Source organism: Limnohabitans sp. DCL3 (genome assembly GCF_048019295.1).
Classification (GTDB): Bacteria; Pseudomonadota; Gammaproteobacteria; order Burkholderiales; family Burkholderiaceae_C; genus Limnohabitans_A.
Window position 1 is genome coordinate 2,496,956 of sequence record NZ_CP171842.1, and the last position, 25,208, is coordinate 2,522,163.

The 25,208-nt window shown below is 61.7% G+C and carries 1 protein-coding gene (cut by a window edge); it reads right to left on the reverse strand.

Going from position 1 to position 25,208, the window contains the following annotated elements:
- Positions 1-25,149, reverse strand: the 5' portion of a protein-coding gene (locus ACHEXK_RS11145) for a hypothetical protein (protein ID WP_416548987.1). 46,107 nt of this gene lie to the left of the window's left edge; 25,149 of the gene's 71,256 nt are visible here — the first part of the coding sequence; it begins with the start codon at positions 25,147-25,149; its stop codon lies off the left edge, out of view.
- Positions 25,150-25,208: the final 59 nt, after the last annotated feature.

A 25,208-nucleotide genomic window follows, 5' to 3' on the forward strand; every position in this document is an offset into this window, starting at 1 on the left:
GTTGGTGTCAATGAAGTAAGGGCCCATGCCGACAAAAATATCAACGTCGGTCGCGGCCAGCAAAGTGGAGGCGGCTTCGAGCTTCTCAATGCGGCTGTAGTCGGCCGACACGCCATTGACCTTGGACAAGCCCGACTTGAGAGTTGGGTCGTCATTGACCTGCTTTGCCGACAGGCCCGTGCCCACGTCAATGAGCACCGACTCGGCTTGTTCAAAGTAAAAGCCGCCGCTGATGTAGATGTAGTCTGAAATCGCCAGGGTGGCACGCTCGATCTTCAGGCCCAACACCTCACCACGGCTGGCGTTGGTGCTCACCGTCTGAACCAAACCAGCGCCCGACACCACCTCGTATTGGTTGAGCGCCATCACGCCACGGGTGGTGCCCAGTGCGCCTTCAACGCTGTTCATTTCCAAGGTAATGCCCTGGGCCATCAGGGTGAAGCCATCAATGCCCACAAAGCCAATGGAATCAGCGCTGGCCGACAATGCCGTCCAGGACGAGTCGGCCACAGCAGGGCTGTCGAACAGCACCAGGCCCAAGTCCAGGCCCAACAGCTCAAAGCCCAAGCGGTCGGCATCGGAGCCGCCCACGCCCACAAAGGCGCGACCGTCACTCACGCCCAGCGAGAGCGCCCTGCCCGCGACTTTACTGCCGTCTTTCAAGGTCATCTCGGCATCGGCCGAAGTGATGCCAAAGCTGCCTGAAACTTGGATAAAGCCGAACAGGTCAATCTCCAGCGCGCCGGTCAGCTGCATCATGTCGCCGTCGCTGCCCTTGAGGGTCAGGGCCAGCTCGCTTTGCGGACCGGTGGCCACGGAAAGGTCGGTATAGCGCGCAGTGGCTGCATCATTGGTGCTGGCAGTCAAACCATAGTCGACCACCGAGCCATCGCTGGCTGCGTTGTTCAGCGACAAGGCCAAGGTATTGACTGCAATGGTCATGCCGCGCACGCCATCGAAGGAGGCGCGCTGCACCGTGGCCTGGGCACTGGTCCAGCTGCGTGCTGGTGCACTGCCGGTGACCTGCTCGGTCAGGAGGGCCACGCCCAGCTCCACGCCGCTCAGGCGCACGCCTACGCTGCCTGCGCCTACGAAGGCCGTGAGGTTGGTGCCGCCTATGAGCAGCATGTCCACATCGACCAAGGTCTCGTTTTTGGTCGTGCTGAGGTTGTCCTGGATGCCCGCGAGCTTGACCTTGCCTTGGCGGCTTTCAATGCCAAAGTCGCCTTCAACTTTGACAAAGCCAAACAGGTCCAACTTGAGACTGCCGACCAAGCGCGTCATTTGGCCAGCAGCACCATCCAGCGACAGGGTCAAATCGCTGCTGGGGCCGGTGGCCACGCTCAACTCTGTGTTGCGGGCGGTCACAGCGTCGGTGCTGTCTGCCGTCAGGCTGTAATCCACCACAGAATGGTCGCTGGCCATGCGGTTAACCGCCAAAGCCATCTCATTGACTTCGATGGTCAAACCATCCACGCCCACAAAGGCTGCTTGGTCCACTGCAGCTTGCGCTGTAGTCCAAGTGCGCGCCTTAGCGGTCCCGGCGACTTGCTCGGTCAACAGGGCCAGGCCCAGTTCCACGTTTTTGAGATCGATGCCAATGTTGCCCGCGCCGACAAATGCACTGAGATTGCTGCCGCCAATGAGCAACATGTCCACATTGACCAGCGTTTCGTCTTTTTCGGTGGTGGGGTCGTTCTCCACGCCCGCGAGTTTGACCTGGCCTTGACGGCTTTCAATGCCAAAGTCGCCGTTGACTTTGACGAAGCCGAACACGTCGAGTTTCAAGCTACCGACCAGGCGGGTCATCTGGCCTTTGGCTCCGTCCAGGTTCAACTCCAGGTCGGAGGTGGGGCCGGTGGCCACTTTAAGTGAGGTGTTGCGCAGCGTCGCTGCGTCTGTCGTGCTGGCCGTCAAGCTGTAGTCGACCACGGTGCCGTCTTTGGCAGCGCGGTTGATCTCCAAGCCCATGTTGTTGACTTCGATGGTCAGGTCGGCAACACCCACAAATGCGGCTTTGTCCACCGTGGCTTGCGCCGTGGTCCAGCTGCGCGACTTGGTGCCTGCAGGCTCCAAGCCAGTGAGTTTTTCGCTGACGATGACCAAGCCCAAATCCACATCGTCCAGGCTCACACCCACGGCCCCGGCCAACAGCTTGCCGCTCGCGTCGTAGCCTCCCCCCACGCCGGCAAATGCGTCAAGGTTGTTGCCACCCAAGGTCAGCACATCCGCAGACACAGTTTTGCCGTCGCTGAGCGTGACGCTTTGGCTGCGCGAGACGATGGCAAATTCACCGCGAGCAGCCACAAAGCCGGCGATGTTCAGATTGAGAACGCCACGCGCTTCCATGAGCTCGCCATCAGCGCCGTCCAGACTGAGTGCAAAGCCCTCGCCGCCGTCGGCCACCTTCAATTGAGTGGCACCAGTGCTGTAGTCCACCACCAAGGTGCGGGCAGGTTTCGCCGGTGTGGTAACGGTGCTGCCCGTCTCCACGGTTTCCAGCGTGACCGCCTCGGGCACGGTTGTGTCAGTGACCACCAAGGCTGCCACGTTGGCACCCAGCAGGCTACCGCCAAAGCTCAGTTGCAGTTCGCGGCCTGTGTAGAAACTCAGTTGGGCGGATGCACCCGTGATGCCCGTCAGGGCTGCTGTGATGGCCGCTTGCACCTGGCCTTCGGACATATCGGTGCGCAAGGTGCTGGTGGTCACGGTGCTGCCGCCGTGCGTCAAGCTCAGCGTGTAATCCACTTGTGACTGGGCGCTGGAAATGACCACGCGCTGCACCTCCCCGGTACGCGCTTGACCTTGTGCCACGTTGGATGGTGTGACCACGGCCAGGCTGAGATTGCGTGCGGCCTCACTGTCCGAGCCAAAGTGGCTGCGGATGTTGGCCACATCGGTGTAGGCCAGCGTTCCACCAAAGGTGAGGGTGAAGCCGGCTTCGCGCGCATTGGCACCGCTTAGCGTGGCCACGGTGACTTGACCTGCGCCAAACAGCGTGTCCATGCCCGCTTGCAGGTTGGCACGCAGCTGCGCCGGCTCGGCGCTGTAGCCGATGGCCGGGCTGTAGGTGCGCACACCGTCCAGTTCGACCGAGATTTGGAAGCTGCCCTCGGGCAGCTCAGCATCCACCGAGATGGCACTGACCACCACCGATGCGACATTCACGCCTGTCAGCGCACCGCCAAAGCGAATCAGGTAAGCATCGGCGCCATCGGCCGTGACGCTGACCGTGCCCAGGCTGCCCAGCGTGGTGGAGCCAGTCGTGGCTGCACGCAAGGTGGTCTGAACGGCGTCTGCACTCGCACCAAAAGCGATCTGGCCTGAGTTGTAGGTTTGACCCGCGTGGTTCCAACTCAGCACAAACGTGCCCTGGGTGTTGGCGGCGCGGTCCAGGCTCAGTCGCTGGACTTCGGCCACTGCAGGTGCGCCATTGGTCAGCAACGCGTAGTCCAGCTCGGTGCTGGCAATGCCTATGCCCTTGGGGTCAATGTCCACGCCAGCCAGCGCACCCACAAAACTCACCACATAGCGCTCGCCGGCCGTGCCGCGGCTGTAAGCCACATCAATGTCGGCCGAAGTGACGGCGATGCCTTGGTGGCCGTTGAGCAGTTCGGCGTAGGCCGACTTGAGGTTGGCAATGTTGGTGGCCGAATTGCCCACCACAAAGTTGCGGCTGATGCTGCTGCCGGTGGCGCCTGCGCGGTCGGCCTGCAAGGCCACCAGGTTCAGGTTTTGGCCCGCCAAAGAACCACCCATGCTCAGCAAGAAGGTGTCTTCTGAGGCCGTGCCCACTTGGCCCAGGGTGACGGTAACAGACGCGCCTGAAATCTGGCCGAAGGCCGTGTTCATTGCTGACTGAATTTGCGCCTGACTGGCGTTGCCCGCGATCACGGCGGTGGTGTAAGTCTGACCAGCGTGCGTGAGGCTCAGGCGGTAGCCTTTGTCCAGGGCCTGGTTGCCCAGCACGACCCACTGCTCTTGTTTTTGTCCACTCACGCCGGCTTGCACCGTGCGCACCGCAGCGCTGGCGTTCGCCAGTGCCGTGGTGCTCAGGCTGAGCGAATCGACATTCGTGCCGGCCAGACTGCCGACAAACTCAATGTCAAGGCCCAAGCTGCCGGTGTTGGACTGCGCAGGGTTGAAGCTGACCTTGACGTTGCCCGCGCCCACATTGGACAGGCGCGCCAACTCGGCTTGCACACGGGCGGCCAAAGCCACACCGTCGCTGACATAGCTGATGTTGCGGCTGGTTTGGCCGCCCAAACTGAGCGTGAAGCTGCCGCTGGGGGCCGCCTGGCTGTCACTGAGCGCAACGGTGAGGGGGCTGAGGTTTTGGCCCAAGAGCGCACCGCCAAAAGTCACCACATAGTTGCCGGTTTGGCTGCTGCTGACCTCGACCGCGCCGTCTTTGCCCAGCGCTGCATTGAGCGCGTAGCGCACTGCAGCCGCATTGGCGCCGTAGTTCAGGCCGGTGGTGGTGTAGGTCTTGCCGCCATGCACCAGGCTGAGCGTGAAACTGCCGGCACCTGTGGTCTTGAGTTGCACGTTTTGCACCTCAGACTGGCCTGCACTGCCGTTTTCTTGGAGCAGGTAGCTGAAGGTACGGGCCTCACTGATCATGCCGGTGCGGCCTATGTCTTGAGCCGCCAGGCTACCGACAAACTCCACCAGATAGCGGTGGCCCGCACCTGTGTAGCTGGCGTCCAGTGTGACATGAATGTCGCTGGCGGCCACAGTGCGACCGTTGGTCGCGAACATTTCCACATACGCCGCCTTGAGCTGGGCAATGGTCTTGCCCGTGTCTTTGGCGTCGTTGGCGTACTTCCAGGTGGCCGTGGTGACCGGATTGTCCAGCATGTAGAGCTTGAAGCCCTGAAAGCCGAGGCTGTTGTTAAAGGTGATGCTGTAGCGCTCGTTGACCGCAGCACCTGAGCCTTGGGCCACGGTACTGACCACGGCTGTGGAGGCGGGGTTCGCACCCAAGTTGCCACTGACCGTCAGGCGCTGCAACTCGTTGACGCCAGCCACGGCGGACTGGGTTTGGCTGACGCTGCCATCCGCCACAAAAAAGACGCTGTACTGACCACCCACCGACGGGGTGGTGAAAACCAGACCGTTCGATTCATTGACAGCGGCCTGGCCTGGGATTTTCACCTCGACCTGGGCACTGGCAGGCGCCGGAGCCTCGCGCACAGCCACCAAGCGAACCTGTTTGACCTCATTCACACCGGCCTGGGGCGCTTGGCTTTCAGACACGGTGATGGTGCTGGCCGAAGGCGTGGCGGTCAGGGTGATACCGGAGACCGCTTTGCCCGCCAGCGCGCCCATGAATTCAATGCTGTAGCCCTCGTCGCGGCTGCCTGTCACTCGCACATTGGCCGCTCCACCAACTGCGCTCAAACTGCCCAGGGCCACGCCCACGGCGGCCAAGAGCTCGGCGTCTGTCATGAAGGCGTCGACTTCAACGTCTTGCGTGCCTTTGCCGTCACCAAAACTCAAGCGACCCGCAAACCCTGCAGGCAGAGTGAGTTTGAGACGGGTGTTGGTTTGTGTGTCAAAGGCCTGCTCGGCCGGCAAGCTGACACCCTGGTTGATGTTGACCAACAGGTTGTTCACCTCAGCGGTCAAGCTGTCTATGCCTTGGACGGAGGCGCTGGCAGCGGTGGCCTGCAAGCTGGTGAAGTGGCGTCCCGGGTGGTCGGGGTCGGTGATGAGGGCCAGGCCAAAGTTCACTTGGCCGAGCTTCAAACCAATGGCGTCGTCTTGGCCCGCGCGCACGCCGGCGAAGGCGTCCACATTGCTCGCACCGATGGTGACCAGATCGGCCTGCTTGATGACCGATCCGTCAGACAGGACCACTTGCTGGCTGCGCTGCTCGACTGCAAAGTTGCCCTTGACGCTGAAAAAGCCAAACAGGTCCAAATCCAGGCCTGCAGCGGCCTTGATGATTTCACCCTCGCTGCCTGCCATGGACAGGGTGAGTGCGCTGCTGGCGCCTGTAGGGATGCTCAGGGCTGTCGTGCGGCCCAAGCTGGTGTTGGCAGGGTCTTTCCAACCATAGTCCACCACCTTGTCGCCGGTTTTTCCGGCTTGGTTGATGAAAACGCTGATCCCGGTGGCCGAAGCAGTGAGGCCCTCAATGCCCACAAACGACAAACTGCTGGCAGTCGCTTGGAAGCTGGTCCAGTTGCGGCTGGCGTCGTTGCTGGCCGACAGCAAGGCCAAGCCAAACTCGGCATTGTTCAGTTGCAGGCCAATGGCGTCTGGCTGGCCGGAGCCTACGCCCACAAAGGCGTTCACACCCTTGCCGCCCACGAGCAGCGCGTCGGTGACCACCGTCTCGCCGCCAGAAAGCTTGACGCTGCGCTCTGAGGATTCAAAGGCCAAATCGCCCGACAAGCTGACAAAGCCAAAGAGGTCGAGATTGACGTGGCCTGCCGCACGGGCGAGTTCACCCATGCTGCCATCGGTATCCAACACCACGGTTTGTCCGCCGCTGCCGGCCATGACTTCGAGCTGCACGCCGCTGTAATCGACCACCACGTCGCGGGTGGCCCCTGCGCCGGGGATGCCGCGGTTGATCTCCACCATCAAGTCGTTTGCACTGGCCTCTACACCGTCCAGACCCACAAAGGCCAGTTCACCAGCCGTGGCTTTGAGCGTGGTGAACTCGCGCGCCATGGCGGTGCTGTTCTCGGGCAGCCGCTCGGTCATGAGGGCCAAGCCAAAATTCACATCTTTGAGCGCCAGGCCCATGCGCTGCTCGGAGCCACCATTGACGCCGGCAAAGGCGTCCAGGCCACTGCCACCCAAGGTCAGCACGTCGGCTTGAATCACCGTGGCGGCTTTGGCTTTGAGCGGGTCGTCCGAGGTGACCCCGTCGTTCAGGGTGAGCTCGCTGTCTTTGCGCTCAATGGCCAGCTGCCCGGCAACTTGGAAGAAGCCAAAAACATCGAGGTCGAGGTGACCAGCGGCTCGGGTGACTTCACCGTCTGCACCGGCCAGTGTGATTTCCATGCTGCTGCTCGGGCCAGTGGCTACGGTCAGCTCTGTGCGGCGCGGGCTGGCCTCGTTGGCCGGATCGGTCAGGGCAAAGTCAATCACCGCGTCGCCGTCTTTGCCGGCGCGGTTGATCTCCAACAGCATGTCCGAGCCTTGGGCTTGCAAACCGTCCACACCCACAAAGTTGGCGCTGGTTGCACGCGCCTGGAAGGCGGTCCAGCTGCGCAATTCGTCAGCCGCGTCGCTGTAAAGCGCCAGGCCAAAGTCGACACCGCCGAGTTCAAGCCCGATGGCGTCGACAGTGCCACCGCCCACACCAACAAAGGCGTTGAGTTGGTGACCACCCAGGGTGAGCACGCGCGCTTCGGTGGTGCTGCCGCCGGCGAGGGTGATTTGTTGCACCTGGTTGGCTTTTTCAAGCGCAAAGTCGCCTTCGACTTGTACGAAGCCAAAGGCATCAATGTCCATGTGGCCACTCACTTGCAGCAACTCGCCGCGGCGGCCGTCCAAATTCATGGCCAGTTCGCTGGCAGGGCCTGTGGCCACGTTCAGCACAGTCGCGCCCGTGCGGAAGTCGATCACCGAGGTGTCGTAGGCGGCACGGTTGACCGATACGGTCACGCCATCGGCGGCCACGGTCAGACCATCAACACCCACAAATGCGGCGTCGCCCACATTGGCTTGCACGCTGGTCCAGTTGCGGGCCGGGGTGGTGGCGGTCGAGCCCAGTTTTTCGGTGCTCAGCACAATGGCAAAGTCAACATCTGACAAGGCCAAGCCCAAGGCGTTGGCTTGACCACCGTTGACGCCTGCAAAGGCATTCACGCCGCTGGCGCCGATGCGCAACTGCTCCACGGACACGGGGACGAGGGCTTCGTTTTTGTCTGTAGTGCCCGGCAGATCGGCCAGGGTGACGGTGCTGTCGAGCTTTTCAACGGCAAAGCCGCCGGCGACCTGGAAGAAGCCCATCACGTCGACCGTGAGGTTGCCGCTGGCACGGGTCAGCTCGCCTTGAGCGCCATCCATGCTCAGGGTCAGGCTGGCGGGCTCGGTAGCGGTGCCGGTTTGCACCGTCAGGCCGCGGGCAGCAAAGTCGACCAGCGTCCCCTTGGCGTCGGCGCGGTTGATTTCCAACTTGAGGGTATCGGCCGCCAGGGTGATGTCCTCCAGGCCCAGCACCTGTGCGCTGCTTGCGCTGGCTTGCAGCGCCATCCAAGAACGTGCTGTGGTGTTGGCCTTGGCTTGGGCGGGTGTGAGCTGTTCGCCCAGCAGCACCAAGCCAAAGTCCACATCGCCCAGCGACAGACCCTTGGCGCCTTGGCGCAGATTGCCTTGCGCATCATAGCCACCGGCCACGCCAGCAAAGGCGTTGAGGCCGGAGCCACCGACGCTGAGCATGTCCACCCGCACTTGACTGGCAGGCTTTTCTTCGGTCCCGTCGTTGAGGATGACGGTCTGCGTGCTTTTCTCAATGGCCAGCGCGCCTTGAACGGCCACAAAGCCGGCCACGTCAAGGCTCAGGTTCGCGCTGGCGCGTGTGATTTCGCCCAAGCGACCGTCGAGGTCAAGGCTCAGACTGTCTGGCTTGTTCAGGGTGCCAGTAGAGACCGTGAGTGCGGTGGTGCCTTGGCGGTAATCGACCAAAGAGCCGTCGCTGCCTGCGCGGTTGATGGCCAGTGTCAAGGTATCGACCTTGGCTTCGAGCTCGTTCACGCCGATGAAGCTGGCGGTGGCCGCATTGGCTTGCAAGCTGGTCCATTCGCGTGCCACAACACCAGCGTTGGCCTGGTTGGTGCTGAGTGTTTCAGTATTCAGGGCCAGAGCGAATTCAACCCCTGTGAGGTTGAGGCCGATGGCGCTGTCTGTGCCGCCATTGATACCAGCAAACGCTGTCAAACCACTGCCACCCACCAGCAACTGGCGCACCGACACGGGTGTTGTCGATTCATTGGCGGTGGTGTTGGGGTTGTCAGCCAGTGTGACTTGGCTGTTCCGCTGCTCCAAAGACAAAGCGCCGGCGACTTGGAAGAAGCCGAAGGCGTCGATCACGATGTTGCCGCTGGCGCGTGTCAGCTCGCCCAAGCTGGCGGCCAGATCCAGCGTGATCTCGCTGGGCTTGGAGACGGTGCCAGTCTGGACCTTGAGATTTTGCGCGGCAAAGTCCACCAAGGTACCGTCGGCCCCTGCGCGGTTAATTTGCACACTCATGTCGCTGGCAGCCAGCGTCAGGCCATCCACACCACCAAATGAAGCACCGGCAGCCGTGGCTTGCAAAGCACTCCACTCACGGGCTGTTTTACCGGGAGCGAGGTCGCGTTCGGTGAGCAGCGCCAAGGCGAAGTTCACGCCAGTGAGCGTGAGGCCCGTGGCGTCTGCGCTGCCGCCGTTGATGCCGGCAAACGCTGTCAGGCCCGAGCCGCCAATGGTCAACTGGTCGACGCTGACAGGGTGGGTCGATTCGTTGACGTCGGTCGTGCTGGCCAAGTCGCCCAGCTTCACCGTATTGCGAGATTTTTCGATTTGCAAGGCGCCGGCGACTTGGAAGAAGCCGAAGGCGTCGATCACGATGTTGCCGCTGGCGCGCGTCAGCTCGCCCAAGCTGGCGGCCAGGTCCAGCGTGATCTCGCTGGGCTTGGAGACGGTGCCAGTCTGGACCTTGAGATTTTGCGCGGCAAAGTCCACCAAGGTACCGTCGGTACCTGCGCGGTTGATTTGCACACTCATGTCGCTGGCAGCCAGCGTCAGGCCATCCACACCACCAAATGAAGCACCGGCAGCCGTGGCTTGCAGAGCACTCCACTCACGGGCTGTTTTACCGGGAGCGAGGTCGCGTTCGGTGAGCAGCGCCAAGGCAAAGTTCACGCCAGTGAGCGTGAGGCCCGTGGCGTCTGCGCTGCCGCCGTTGATACCTGCAAACGCTGTCAGGCCCGAGCCGCCAATGGTCAGCTGCTCCACCGTGACCGCGTTGGTCGATTCGTTGACGTCGGTCGTGCTGGCCAAGTCGCCCAGCTTCACCGTGGTTGTGTTCTTGTTCAGCGCCAATGCGCCCGAGACTTTGAAGAAGCCGAACGCGTCAATGGTGAGGTTGCCGGAGGCGCGGGTCACTTCACCCAGGTTCGCGGCCAAGTCCAGCGTCATCGTGCTGGGGGTCTCGACTGTGCCGGTTTGGACAACTTGGTTCTGTACCGTGTAGTCGACCAAGGTGTTGTCAGCCGCCTTGCGGGTGATCTCCACATTGATCGCGCTGGCCGTCACTGTCAGGCCAGACACGCCCACAAAGTTCGCGCCCGTGGCAGAGGCCTTCACGGCAGTCCACTCTCGCGCTGTCTTACCTTCGGCTGGTGTCTTTTCTGTCTGGATCGCCACCGCAAAGTTCACGCCCGTCAGGTTCAAGCCCGTGGGGTCTGCGCTGCCGCCGTTGATACCTGCAAACGCTGTCAGGCCCGAGCCGCCAATGGTCAGCTGCTCCACCGTGACCGCGTTGGTCGATTCGTTGACGTCGGTCGTGCTGGCCAAGTCGCCCAGCTTCACCGTGGTTGTGTTCTTGTTCAGCGCCAATGCGCCCGAGACTTTGAAGAAGCCGAACGCGTCAATGGTGAGGTTGCCGGAGGCGCGGGTCACTTCACCCAGGTTCGCGGCCAAGTCCAGCGTCATCGTGCTGGGGGTCTCGACTGTGCCGGTTTGGACAACTTGGTTCTGTACCGTGTAGTCGACCAAGGTGTTGTCAGCCGCCTTGCGGGTGATCTCCACATTGATCGCGCTGGCCGTCACTGTCAGGCCAGACACGCCCACAAAGTTCGCGCCCGTGGCAGAGGCCTTCACGGCAGTCCACTCTCGCGCTGTCTTACCTTCGGCTGGTGTCTTTTCTGTCTGGATCGCCACCGCAAAGTTCACGCCCGTCAGGTTCAAGCCCGTGGGGTCTGCGCTGCCGCCGTTGATACCTGCAAACGCTGTCAGGCCCGAGCCGCCAATGGTCAGCTGCTCCACCGTGACCGCGTTGGTCGATTCGTTGACGTCGGTCGTGCTGGCCAAGTCGCCCAGCTTCACCGTGGTTGTGTTCTTGTTCAGCGCCAATGCGCCCGAGACTTTGAAGAAGCCGAACGCGTCAATGGTGAGGTTGCCGGAGGCGCGGGTCACTTCACCCAGGTTCGCGGCCAAGTCCAGCGTCATCGTGCTGGGGGTCTCGACTGTGCCGGTTTGGACAACTTGGTTCTGTACCGTGTAGTCGACCAAGGTGTTGTCAGCCGCCTTGCGGGTGATCTCCACATTGATCGCGCTGGCCGTCACTGTCAGGCCAGACACGCCCACAAAGTTCGCGCCCGTGGCAGAGGCCTTCACGGCAGTCCACTCTCGCGCTGTCTTACCTTCGGCTGGTGTCTTTTCTGTCTGGATCGCCACCGCAAAGTTCACGCCCGTCAGGTTCAAGCCCGTGGGGTCTGCGCTGCCGCCGTTGATACCTGCAAACGCTGTCAGGCCCGAGCCGCCAATGGTCAGCTGCTCCACCGTGACCGCGTTGGTCGATTCGTTGACGTCGGTCGTGCTGGCCAAGTCGCCCAGCTTCACCGTGGTTGTGTTCTTGTTCAGCGCCAATGCGCCCGAGACTTTGAAGAAGCCGAACGCGTCAATGGTGAGGTTGCCGGAGGCGCGGGTCACTTCACCCAGGTTCGCGGCCAAGTCCAGCGTCATCGTGCTGGGGGTCTCGACTGTGCCGGTTTGGACAACTTGGTTCTGTACCGTGTAGTCGACCAAGGTGTTGTCAGCCGCCTTGCGGGTGATCTCCACATTGATCGCGCTGGCCGTCACTGTCAGGCCAGACACGCCCACAAAGTTCGCGCCCGTGGCAGAGGCCTTCACGGCAGTCCACTCTCGCGCTGTCTTACCTTCGGCTGGTGTCTTTTCTGTCTGGATCGCCACCGCAAAGTTCACGCCCGTCAGGTTCAAGCCCGTGGGGTCTGCGCTGCCGCCGTTGATACCTGCAAACGCTGTCAGGCCCGAGCCGCCAATGGTCAGCTGCTCCACCGTGACCGCGTTGGTCGATTCGTTGACGTCGGTCGTGCTGGCCAAGTCGCCCAGCTTCACCGTGGTTGTGTTCTTGTTCAGCGCCAATGCGCCCGAGACTTTGAAGAAGCCGAACGCGTCAATGGTGAGGTTGCCGGAGGCGCGGGTCACTTCACCCAGGTTCGCGGCCAAGTCCAGCGTCATCGTGCTGGGGGTCTCGACTGTGCCGGTTTGGACAACTTGGTTCTGTACCGTGTAGTCGACCAAGGTGTTGTCAGCCGCCTTGCGGGTGATCTCCACATTGATCGCGCTGGCCGTCACTGTCAGGCCAGACACGCCCACAAAGTTCGCGCCCGTGGCAGAGGCCTTCACGGCAGTCCACTCTCGCGCTGTCTTACCTTCGGCTGGTGTCTTTTCTGTCTGGATCGCCACCGCAAAGTTCACGCCCGTCAGGTTCAAGCCCGTGGGGTCTGCGCTGCCGCCGTTGATACCTGCAAACGCTGTCAGGCCCGAGCCGCCAATGGTCAGCTGCTCCACCGTGACCGCGTTGGTCGATTCGTTGACGTCGGTCGTGCTGGCCAAGTCGCCCAGCTTCACCGTGGTTGTGTTCTTGTTCAGCGCCAATGCGCCCGAGACTTTGAAGAAGCCGAACGCGTCAATGGTGAGGTTGCCGGAGGCGCGGGTCACTTCACCCAGGTTCGCGGCCAAGTCCAGCGTCATCGTGCTGGGGGTCTCGACTGTGCCGGTTTGGACAACTTGGTTCTGTACCGTGTAGTCGACCAAGGTGTTGTCAGCCGCCTTGCGGGTGATCTCCACATTGATCGCGCTGGCCGTCACTGTCAGGCCAGACACGCCCACAAAGTTCGCGCCCGTGGCAGAGGCCTTCACGGCAGTCCACTCTCGCGCTGTCTTACCTTCGGCTGGTGTCTTTTCTGTCTGGATCGCCACCGCAAAGTTCACGCCCGTCAGGTTCAAGCCCGTGGGGTCTGCGCTGCCGCCGTTGATACCTGCAAACGCTGTCAGGCCCGAGCCGCCAATGGTCAGCTGCTCCACCGTGACCGCGTTGGTCGATTCGTTGACGTCGGTCGTGCTGGCCAAGTCGCCCAGCTTCACCGTGGTTGTGTTCTTGTTCAGCGCCAATGCGCCCGAGACTTTGAAGAAGCCGAACGCGTCAATGGTGAGGTTGCCGGAGGCGCGGGTCACTTCACCCAGGTTCGCGGCCAAGTCCAGCGTCATCGTGCTGGGGGTCTCGACTGTGCCGGTTTGGACAACTTGGTTCTGTACCGTGTAGTCGACCAAGGTGTTGTCAGCCGCCTTGCGGGTGATCTCCACATTGATCGCGCTGGCCGTCACTGTCAGGCCAGACACGCCCACAAAGTTCGCGCCCGTGGCAGAGGCCTTCACGGCAGTCCACTCTCGCGCTGTCTTACCTTCGGCTGGTGTCTTTTCTGTCTGGATCGCCACCGCAAAGTTCACGCCCGTCAGGTTCAAGCCCGTGGGGTCTGCGCTGCCGCCGTTGATACCTGCAAACGCTGTCAGGCCCGAGCCGCCAATGGTCAGCTGCTCCACCGTGACCGCGTTGGTCGATTCGTTGACGTCGGTCGTGCTGGCCAAGTCGCCCAGCTTCACCGTGGTTGTGTTCTTGTTCAGCGCCAATGCGCCCGAGACTTTGAAGAAGCCGAACGCGTCAATGGTGAGGTTGCCGGAGGCGCGGGTCACTTCACCCAGGTTCGCGGCCAAGTCCAGCGTCATCGTGCTGGGGGTCTCGACTGTGCCGGTTTGGACAACTTGGTTCTGTACCGTGTAGTCGACCAAGGTGTTGTCAGCCGCCTTGCGGGTGATCTCCACATTGATCGCGCTGGCCGTCACTGTCAGGCCAGACACGCCCACAAAGTTCGCGCCCGTGGCAGAGGCCTTCACGGCAGTCCACTCTCGCGCTGTCTTACCTTCGGCTGGTGTCTTTTCTGTCTGGATCGCCACCGCAAAGTTCACGCCCGTCAGGTTCAAGCCCGTGGGGTCTGCGCTGCCGCCGTTGATACCTGCAAACGCTGTCAGGCCCGAGCCGCCAATGGTCAGCTGCTCCACCGTGACCGCGTTGGTCGATTCGTTGACGTCGGTCGTGCTGGCCAAGTCGCCCAGCTTCACCGTGGTTGTGTTCTTGTTCAGCGCCAATGCGCCCGAGACTTTGAAGAAGCCGAACGCGTCAATGGTGAGGTTGCCGGAGGCGCGGGTCACTTCACCCAGGTTCGCGGCCAAGTCCAGCGTCATCGTGCTGGGGGTCTCGACTGTGCCGGTTTGGACAACTTGGTTCTGTACCGTGTAGTCGACCAAGGTGTTGTCAGCCGCCTTGCGGGTGATCTCCACATTGATCGCGCTGGCCGTCACTGTCAGGCCAGACACGCCCACAAAGTTCGCGCCCGTGGCAGAGGCCTTCACGGCAGTCCACTCTCGCGCTGTCTTACCTTCGGCTGGTGTCTTTTCTGTCTGGATCGCCACCGCAAAGTTCACGCCCGTCAGGTTCAAGCCCGTGGGGTCTGCGCTGCCGCCGTTGATACCTGCAAACGCTGTCAGGCCCGAGCCGCCAATGGTCAGCTGCTCCACCGTGACCGCGTTGGTCGATTCGTTGACGTCGGTCGTGCTGGCCAAGTCGCCCAGCTTCACCGTGGTTGTGTTCTTGTTCAGCGCCAATGCGCCCGAGACTTTGAAGAAGCCGAACGCGTCAATGGTGAGGTTGCCGGAGGCGCGGGTCACTTCACCCAGGTTCGCGGCCAAGTCCAGCGTCATCGTGCTGGGGGTCTCGACTGTGCCGGTTTGGACAACTTGGTTCTGTACCGTGTAGTCGACCAAGGTGTTGTCAGCCGCCTTGCGGGTGATCTCCACATTGATCGCGCTGGCCGTCACTGTCAGGCCAGACACGCCCACAAAGTTCGCGCCCGTGGCAGAGGCCTTCACGGCAGTCCACTCTCGCGCTGTCTTACCTTCGGCTGGTGTCTTTTCTGTCTGGATCGCCACCGCAAAGTTCACGCCCGTCAGGTTCAAGCCCGTGGGGTCTGCGCTGCCGCCGTTGATACCTGCAAACGCTGTCAGGCCCGAGCCGCCAATGGTCAGCTGCTCCACCGTGACCGCGTTGGTCGATTCGTTGACGTCGGTCGTGCTGGCCAAGTCGCCCAGCTTCACCGTGGTTGTGTTCTTGTTCAGCGCCAATGCGCCCGAGACTTTGAAGAAGCCGAACGCGTCAATGGTGAGGTTGCCGGAGGCGCGGGTCACTTCACCCAGGTTCGCGGCCAAGTCCAGCGTCATCGTGCTGGGGGTCTCGACTGTGCCGGTTTGGACAACTTGGTTCTGTACCGTGTAGTCGACCAAGGTGTTGTCAGCCGCCTTGCGGGTGATCTCCACATTGATCGCGCTGGCCGTCACTGTCAGGCCAGACACGCCCACAAAGTTCGCGCCCGTGGCAGAGGCCTTCACGGCAGTCCACTCTCGCGCTGTCTTACCTTCGGCTGGTGTCTTTTCTGTCTGGATCGCCACCGCAAAGTTCACGCCCGTCAGGTTCAAGCCCGTGGGGTCTGCGCTGCCGCCGTTGATACCTGCAAACGCTGTCAGGCCCGAGCCGCCAATGGTCAGCTGCTCCACCGTGACCGCGTTGGTCGATTCGTTGACGTCGGTCGTGCTGGCCAAGTCGCCCAGCTTCACCGTGGTTGTGTTCTTGTTCAGCGCCAATGCGCCCGAGACTTTGAAGAAGCCGAACGCGTCAATGGTGAGGTTGCCGGAGGCGCGGGTCACTTCACCCAGGTTCGCGGCCAAGTCCAGCGTCATCGTGCTGGGGGTCTCGACTGTGCCGGTTTGGACAACTTGGTTCTGTACCGTGTAGTCGACCAAGGTGTTGTCAGCCGCCTTGCGGGTGATCTCCACATTGATCGCGCTGGCCGTCACTGTCAGGCCAGACACGCCCACAAAGTTCGCGCCCGTGGCAGAGGCCTTCACGGCAGTCCACTCTCGCGCTGTCTTACCTTCGGCTGGTGTCTTTTCTGTCTGGATCGCCACCGCAAAGTTCACGCCCGTCAGGTTCAAGCCCGTGGGGTCTGCGCTGCCGCCGTTGATACCTGCAAACGCTGTCAGGCCCGAGCCGCCAATGGTCAGCTGCTCCACCGTGACCGCGTTGGTCGATTCGTTGACGTCGGTCGTGCTGGCCAAGTCGCCCAGCTTCACCGTGGTTGTGTTCTTGTTCAGCGCCAATGCGCCCGAGACTTTGAAGAAGCCGAACGCGTCAATGGTGAGGTTGCCGGAGGCGCGGGTCACTTCACCCAGGTTCGCGGCCAAGTCCAGCGTCATCGTGCTGGGGGTCTCGACTGTGCCGGTTTGGACAACTTGGTTCTGTACCGTGTAGTCGACCAAGGTGTTGTCAGCCGCCTTGCGGGTGATCTCCACATTGATCGCGCTGGCCGTCACTGTCAGGCCAGACACGCCCACAAAGTTCGCGCCCGTGGCAGAGGCCTTCACGGCAGTCCACTCTCGCGCTGTCTTACCTTCGGCTGGTGTCTTTTCTGTCTGGATCGCCACCGCAAAGTTCACGCCCGTCAGGTTCAAGCCCGTGGGGTCTGCGCTGCCGCCGTTGATACCTGCAAACGCTGTCAGGCCCGAGCCGCCAATGGTCAGCTGCTCCACCGTGACCGCGTTGGTCGATTCGTTGACGTCGGTCGTGCTGGCCAAGTCGCCCAGCTTCACCGTGGTTGTGTTCTTGTTCAGCGCCAATGCGCCCGAGACTTTGAAGAAGCCGAACGCGTCAATGGTGAGGTTGCCGGAGGCGCGGGTCACTTCACCCAGGTTCGCGGCCAAGTCCAGCGTCATCGTGCTGGGGGTCTCGACTGTGCCGGTTTGGACAACTTGGTTCTGTACCGTGTAGTCGACCAAGGTGTTGTCAGCCGCCTTGCGGGTGATCTCCACATTGATCGCGCTGGCCGTCACTGTCAGGCCAGACACGCCCACAAAGTTCGCGCCCGTGGCAGAGGCCTTCACGGCAGTCCACTCTCGCGCTGTCTTACCTTCGGCTGGTGTCTTTTCTGTCTGGATCGCCACCGCAAAGTTCACGCCCGTCAGGTTCAAGCCCGTGGGGTCTGCGCTGCCGCCGTTGATACCTGCAAACGCTGTCAGGCCCGAGCCGCCAATGGTCAGCTGCTCCACCGTGACCGCGTTGGTCGATTCGTTGACGTCGGTCGTGCTGGCCAAGTCGCCCAGCTTCACCGTGGTTGTGTTCTTGTTCAGCGCCAATGCGCCCGAGACTTTGAAGAAGCCGAACGCGTCAATGGTGAGGTTGCCGGAGGCGCGGGTCACTTCACCCAGGTTCGCGGCCAAGTCCAGCGTCATCGTGCTGGGGGTCTCGACTGTGCCGGTTTGGACAACTTGGTTCTGTACCGTGTAGTCGACCAAGGTGTTGTCAGCCGCCTTGCGGGTGATCTCCACATTGATCGCGCTGGCCGTCACTGTCAGGCCAGACACGCCCACAAAGTTCGCGCCCGTGGCAGAGGCCTTCACGGCAGTCCACTCTCGCGCTGTCTTACCTTCGGCTGGTGTCTTTTCTGTCTGGATCGCCACCGCAAAGTTCACGCCCGTCAGGTTCAAGCCCGTGGGGTCTGCGCTGCCGCCGTTGATACCTGCAAACGCTGTCAGGCCCGAGCCGCCAATGGTCAGCTGCTCCACCGTGACCGCGTTGGTCGATTCGTTGACGTCGGTCGTGCTGGCCAAGTCGCCCAGCTTCACCGTGGTTGTGTTCTTGTTCAGCGCCAATGCGCCCGAGACTTTGAAGAAGCCGAACGCGTCAATGGTGAGGTTGCCGGAGGCGCGGGTCACTTCACCCAGGTTCGCGGCCAAGTCCAGCGTCATCGTGCTGGGGGTCTCGACTGTGCCGGTTTGGACAACTTGGTTCTGTACCGTGTAGTCGACCAAGGTGTTGTCAGCCGCCTTGCGGGTGATCTCCACATTGATCGCGCTGGCCGTCACTGTCAGGCCAGACACGCCCACAAAGTTCGCGCCCGTGGCAGAGGCCTTCACGGCAGTCCACTCTCGCGCTGTCTTACCTTCGGCTGGTGTCTTTTCTGTCTGGATCGCCACCGCAAAGTTCACGCCCGTCAGGTTCAAGCCCGTGGGGTCTGCGCTGCCGCCGTTGATACCTGCAAACGCTGTCAGGCCCGAGCCGCCAATGGTCAGCTGCTCCACCGTGACCGCGTTGGTCGATTCGTTGACGTCGGTCGTGCTGGCCAAGTCGCCCAGCTTCACCGTGGTTGTGTTCTTGTTCAGCGCCAATGCGCCCGAGACTTTGAAGAAGCCGAACGCGTCAATGGTGAGGTTGCCGGAGGCGCGGGTCACTTCACCCAGGTTCGCGGCCAAGTCCAGCGTCATCGTGCTGGGGGTCTCGACTGTGCCGGTTTGGACAACTTGGTTCTGTACCGTGTAGTCGACCAAGGTGTTGTCAGCCGCCTTGCGGGTGATCTCCACATTGATCGCGCTGGCCGTCACTGTCAGGCCAGACACGCCCACAAAGTTCGCGCCCGTGGCAGAGGCCTTCACGGCAGTCCACTCTCGCGCTGTCTTACCTTCGGCTGGTGTCTTTTCTGTCTGGATCGCCACCGCAAAGTTCACGCCCGTCAGGTTCAAGCCCGTGGGGTCTGCGCTGCCGCCGTTGATACCTGCAAACGCTGTCAGGCCCGAGCCGCCAATGGTCAGCTGCTCCACCGTGACCGCGTTGGTCGATTCGTTGACGTCGGTCGTGCTGGCCAAGTCGCCCAGCTTCACCGTGGTTGTGTTCTTGTTCAGCGCCAATGCGCCCGAGACTTTGAAGAAGCCGAACGCGTCAATGGTGAGGTTGCCGGAGGCGCGGGTCACTTCACCCAGGTTCGCGGCCAAGTCCAGCGTCATCGTGCTGGGGGTCTCGACTGTGCCGGTTTGGACAACTTGGTTCTGTACCGTGTAGTCGACCAAGGTGTTGTCAGCCGCCTTGCGGGTGATCTCCACATTGATCGCGCTGGCCGTCACTGTCAGGCCAGACACGCCCACAAAGTTCGCGCCCGTGGCAGAGGCCTTCACGGCAGTCCACTCTCGCGCTGTCTTACCTTCGGCTGGTGTCTTTTCTGTCTGGATCGCCACCGCAAAGTTCACGCCCGTCAGGTTCAAGCCCGTGGGGTCTGCGCTGCCGCCGTTGATACCTGCAAACGCTGTCAGGCCCGAGCCGCCAATGGTCAGCTGCTCCACCGTGACCGCGTTGGTCGATTCGTTGACGTCGGTCGTGCTGGCCAAGTCGCCCAGCTTCACCGTGGTTGTGTTCTTGTTCAGCGCCAATGCGCCCGAGACTTTGAAGAAGCCGAACGCGTCAATGGTGAGGTTGCCGGAGGCGCGGGTCACTTCACCCAGGTTCGCGGCCAAGTCCAGCGTCATCGTGCTGGGGGTCTCGACTGTGCCGGTTTGGACAACTTGGTTCTGTACCGTGTAGTCGACCAAGGTGTTGTCAGCCGCCTTGCGGGTGATCTCCACATTGATCGCGCTGGCCGTCACTGTCAGGCCAGACACGCCCACAAAGTTCGCGCCCGTGGCAGAGGCCTTCACGGCAGTCCACTCTCGCGCTGTCTTACCTTCGGCTGGTGTCTTTTCTGTCTGGATCGCCACCGCAAAGTTCACGCCCGTCAGGTTCAAGCCCGTGGGGTCTGCGCTGCCGCCGTTGATACCTGCAAACGCTGTCAGGCCCGAGCCGCCAATGGTCAGCTGCTCCACCGTGACCGCGTTGGTCGATTCGTTGACGTCGGTCGTGCTGGCCAAGTCGCCCAGCTTCACCGTGGTTGTGTTCTTGTTCAGCGCCAATGCGCCCGAGACTTTGAAGAAGCCGAACGCGTCAATGGTGAGGTTGCCGGAGGCGCGGGTCACTTCACCCAGGTTCGCGGCCAAGTCCAGCGTCATCGTGCTGGGGTTGGCCGTGGTGCTGGTTTGCACCGCCAGGCTTTGCGCGTTGTAGTCGACCAGCGTGTTGTCAGTGGCCTTACGCGTGATCGCGATGTCGATGGCGGTGGCCGACACCGTCAGGCCGGACACGCCTACAAAGTTTGCGCCTGTTGCGCTGGCCTTGACCGCTGTCCACTCGCGGGCGGTGGTGTTCGCTGCGGGGTTCTTCTCGGTCTGGATCGCCACCGCAAAGTTCACGCCCGTCAGGTTCAAGCCCGTGGGGTCTGCGCTGCCGCCGTTGATACCTGCAAACGCTGTCAGGCCCGAGCCGCCAATGGTCAGCTGCTCCACCACCACTGGTGTGGCCGACTCGTCGGCAGGCGTGCCGCTCAGGTTGCCCAGCGTGACGCTGGTTGTGTTCTTGTTCAGCGCCAACGCGCCCGAGACTTGGAAGAAGCCGAACGCGTCAATGGTGAGGTTGCCGGAGGCACGGGTCACTTCACCCAGGTTCGCGGCCAAGTCCAGCGTCATCGTGCTGGGGTTGGCCGTGGTGCTGGTTTGCACCGCCAGGCTTTGCGCGTTGTAGTCGACCAGCGTGTTGTCAGTGGCCTTACGCGTGATCGCGATGTCGATGGCGGTGGCCGACACCGTCAGGCCAGACACGCCTACAAAGTTTGCGCCTGTTGCGCTGGCCTTGACCGCTGTCCACTCGCGGGCGGTGGTGTTCGCTGCGGGGTTCTTCTCGGTCTGGATCGCCACCGCAAAGTTCACGCCCGTCAGGTTCAAGCCCGTGGGGTCTGCGCTGCCGCCGTTGATACCTGCAAACGCTGTCAGGCCCGAGCCGCCAATGGTCAGCTGCTCCACCACCACGGGTGTGGCCGACTCGTCGGCAGGCGTGCCGCTCAGGTTGCCCAGCGTGACGCTGGTTGTGTTCTTGTTCAGCGCCAACGCGCCCGAGACTTTGAAGAAGCCGAACGCGTCAATGGTGAGGTTACCGGAGGCGCGGGTCACTTCACCCAGGTTCGCGGCCAAGTCCAGCGTCATCGTGCTGGGGTTGGCCGTGGTGCTGGTTTGCACCGCCAGGCTTTGCGCGTTGTAGTCGACCAGCGTGTTGTCAGTGGCCTTACGCGTGATCGCGATGTCGATGGCGGTGGCCGACACCGTCAGGCCGGACACGCCTACAAAGTTTGCGCCTGTTGCGCTGGCCTTGACCGCTGTCCACTCGCGGGCGGTGGTGTTCGCTGCGGGGTTCTTCTCGGTCTGGATCGCCACCGCAAAGTTCACGCCCGTCAGGTTCAAGCCCGTGGGGTCTGCGCTGCCGCCGTTGATACCTGCAAACGCTGTCAGGCCCGAGCCGCCAATGGTCAGCTGCTCCACCACCACTGGTGTGGCCGACTCGTCGGCAGGCGTGCCGCTCAGGTTGCCCAGCGTGACGCTGGTTGTGTTCTTGTTCAGCGCCAACGCGCCCGAGACTTGGAAGAAGCCGAACGCGTCAATGGTGAGGTTGCCGGAGGCACGGGTCACTTCACCCAGGTTCGCGGCCAAGTCCAGCGTCATCGTGCTGGGGTTGGCCGTGGTGCTGGTTTGCACCGCCAGGCTTTGCGCGTTGTAGTCGACCAGCGTGTTGTCAGTGGCCTTACGCGTGATCGCGATGTCGATGGCGGTGGCCGACACCGTCAGGCCAGACACGCCTACAAAGTTTGCGCCTGTTGCGCTGGCCTTGACCGCTGTCCACTCGCGGGCGGTGGTGTTCGCTGCGGGGTTCTTCTCGGTCTGGATCGCCACCGCAAAGTTCACGCCCGTCAGGTTCAAGCCCGTGGGGTCTGCGCTGCCGCCGTTGATACCTGCAAACGCTGTCAGGCCCGAGCCGCCAATGGTCAGCTGCTCCACCACCACGGGTGTGGCCGACTCGTCGGCAGGCGTGCCGCTCAGGTTGCCCAGCGTGACGCTGGTTGTGTTCTTGTTCAGCGCCAATGCGCCCGAGACTTGGAAGAAGCCGAACGCGTCAATGGTGAGGTTGCCGGAGGCACGGGTCACTTCACCCAGGTTCGCGCCCAAATCCAAAGTGATGCTGCTGGGCGCCGAGAAGGTGCCGGTTTGAACCGTGAGGTTCTGCGCCGCATAGTTCACCAGCGATGTATCCGCCGCCTGGCGAGTGATCTCGACGTTGATGGCGCTTGCCGTGGCTGTCAGGCCAGTAACCCCAACGAAGTTCGCACCAGTGGCCGAGGCTTTGACGGCTGTCCACTGGCGGGCGGCGGTATTGGCGGCAGGCGTCTTTTCAGTCTGCACCGCCAGCGCAAAGTTCACCCCTGTGAGGTTCAAGCCAGTCGGATCGTTGCTTCCGCCATTGATACCCGCAAAGGCCGAAAGACCATTGCCGCCGATGAGCAACTGGTCCACCACCACCGGGGTGGTCGATTCGTCCACGCCAATGGTCGAAGACAAGTCAGCGAGCTTGACGCTGCCCACGCTCTTGGTCAAATTCAAGTCGCCTGTCAAGCGCATGAAGCCAAAAGCATCCACGGTCAGGTTGCCCGAAGCCTTGAGCAACTCGCCCTGCGCTCCGTCCATGGACAGGTTCAAGCTGGAGGCCACCCCCGTAGCGACTGCGAGCGTGGTTTTAGCGGAGGCATAGCTCACCACGGCGTCGTTTGCACCTTCAGCCTGGTTCAATTGGAAGGACAAACTTTGACCGCTCAAAGAAACACCGCTCAGCCCAGTGAGCGAGGCACCCGTAGCGCTGGCCTGGGCGCTGGTCCAGCGTCGGCTGACGTCGGACTTGGCGCTCATCAACGCCAAACCGAATTCCACGCCGGTCAGGGCCACTTGCGGGCCGCCAGCGGCACCGAGCTGGGCGTTGAGGTCTTTGCCACCCAGGGTCAACAGACTCACCTCAATGCCGGTGGTGGCTTCGTTGACTGCAGTGCCAATGGTGTCTGAGGCCAATTTGACGGTGGTGGTGTCGGCCAGGAAAGCAAAGTTGCCGTTGACGCGGAAAAAGTCGCCCAGTACCAAGTTGGCACCACTCACACTCACCGACTTGACACCGGCGCTCAGGCTGCCAAATGTGTGACTGGTGCCAGCCACATTGATGGCACGGTTTGACGCATCAAGGTCGGTGCTGTTCCATCGCACTGTGGCCGATGAGGCTGACAGCGCGATGGACTCGCCCAATGACATGTCGGCCGCACCCGAGGCCTCGACCAACATACCGGGATTGCTTTGGGCTGCATCGCGAATGACCAAGGCCAAGCTGGCCTGAGTGACGCCGGCACGCATATCCCCCACACGCACTGAGGCGCTCGCGTTGCTGGCCAAAATTTCGAGGTTGCCAGTGGTGGCATCGCGCTCAAACGACAAATTACCCGAGACCTGCAAGCTCTCGCCTATGCGCGCTTGCAAACCAGTCACGTTGAGCACCGGGTCGGACGTGGCACCCATGGCCGACAGGGTGTGGCTGAGTCCACCGACCTGCAAAATTTTCTCAGCCTGGGTGACACCGGTGGTGTTCAGACGCAACAGCGCGCTGGTGGCGCTGACGTTGGCAAAGCCGCCACCATTGACGTAAAAACCGCCGCTGGCCTCAAGCTGGTAGGTGTTGTCGGTGTACAAAGCCAGACCGAAACTGGCGCTGTCCAAGCCCAAAGTTATGCCGCCTGCGCTCATGCGGGCTGTGATGCCGGAGCCAGCAGCCAGCAAGCCGCTGACCGATGAGGCAAAACCCATGGTGCCCGACACGCTGACCAGGCCCGCCACATCCAAGGTGCCAGTGCCCGATACGGCAGCGCGCTCGGTGGTGGTGGCACTGTCAAAGGTGTAAGTGGTGCTGCCCACCACCACGCTGCGCGCAGCAGCAGAAAGATCCAACAAGGTGTTGTTGGTTGTGCCGCCCGTGGTACCCAAGCCCTGGGCAAAGTCCAGAGTGAGTGAGGAGGCAGTGAGCGTCACGTTGCTCGAGCCCACCATGGACAAACCAGCCACAGCACCTTCAGCCCACAGCCAACCGCCGTTGTTAGCAACGTTCTCACTGCGCATCCAAAGCACGCCCAGGTCGGCGTCAGTGAACTTCAAACCAGGTGCAGTGGTACTGGAAGGGTCTAACCCCAAGTGGCCGCTGGCGTTCTCCAAGCCCAGGGTGAAGACGTCCACCGTTTGACCGGCGATCACCACGTTGTTGGTAAAACCAATGGCGGCCGAGCCGCTCAAGCTAAAGCCCTCGCCTAACGCAATGCTGCCCGTGAAGTTGTAACTGCTGTTATTGCGAAAGTAGTCAAAGTTCAGCCATTGACCGACGCGGTCTTGCAGAACCTGGTCGTCGGCCGGTACAGCCGAGCGCAGTGCGCTGACCAACTTGGCAGTGCTGGCATCCAACACATGGGCCTTGAGGTTCAGCCCACTGGAGGTGCCAAGCACCTCAAAGTACACACCCTCGCCTGCATCGATCAGGCCACTGCCGCTGGCAAAAGAGCCACTGACGCTGCCATAGGTGAGCACGTTAAAGACTTGGCCGTCGGTGGGCCGATAGCCATTGAGCAAGTCAACCTGAATTTGGCCATCCAAAGAGGCCAAGCCAGAGACATTGATTTGGTCATAAAAATTCGAACCAGTACCCGCTGTATCACCCGCAATTTCAAACAAAGTGACCGAAGTGGATGCCAAAACCAAATTACCGTCGACGTTTTGAACGCCAGGCGAATAACCGGGACTCAGAACACCCTCTACAGTCAAGTTGCCAGCAAAACTACCACTGCCCTTGAGCACGGCATTGGGTGCCAGCCACAAAGAATCGCTGTCCTGCTGGCCATCGAGCAAGGCCAAATCGTAATTGCCCGACTGCAAAACACGGGTGGCTTGGGTCTGCAGCGAAGGCAGGAGCGGCTCAACCGGCGAACTGTCAGGCAAAGTCAACGCCCAAGTTTCGGCAGCCTCCCATTGAGCAAAACTGGCCAATTCACCAAATTCACGCTCTACAAGATTTTCATTGATGACCTGTTCTTGAAAGGAATCAATGGGGAAAGCGTCAAAGGCAGCGACGTTTCCCACATCCATCACAGACACCAACGGCACACGCCAATCGTTGTCCAGTGCGATAGACGCTGCAGAGTCCTCCCCTTGCTGAAGATGCAGATAAGCATCTACAGCAGGAGACGCTTGCAAGTGCACCGACTGCGTGTGAACTTGGCTGAGCAAACCCAAAAAGACCTCTGGCGAAGCCATGGTCTCGGTGCCCGTCGAATCTAAAGTGGCCTCCGCCAAACGATCCTGAAACGCTTTGT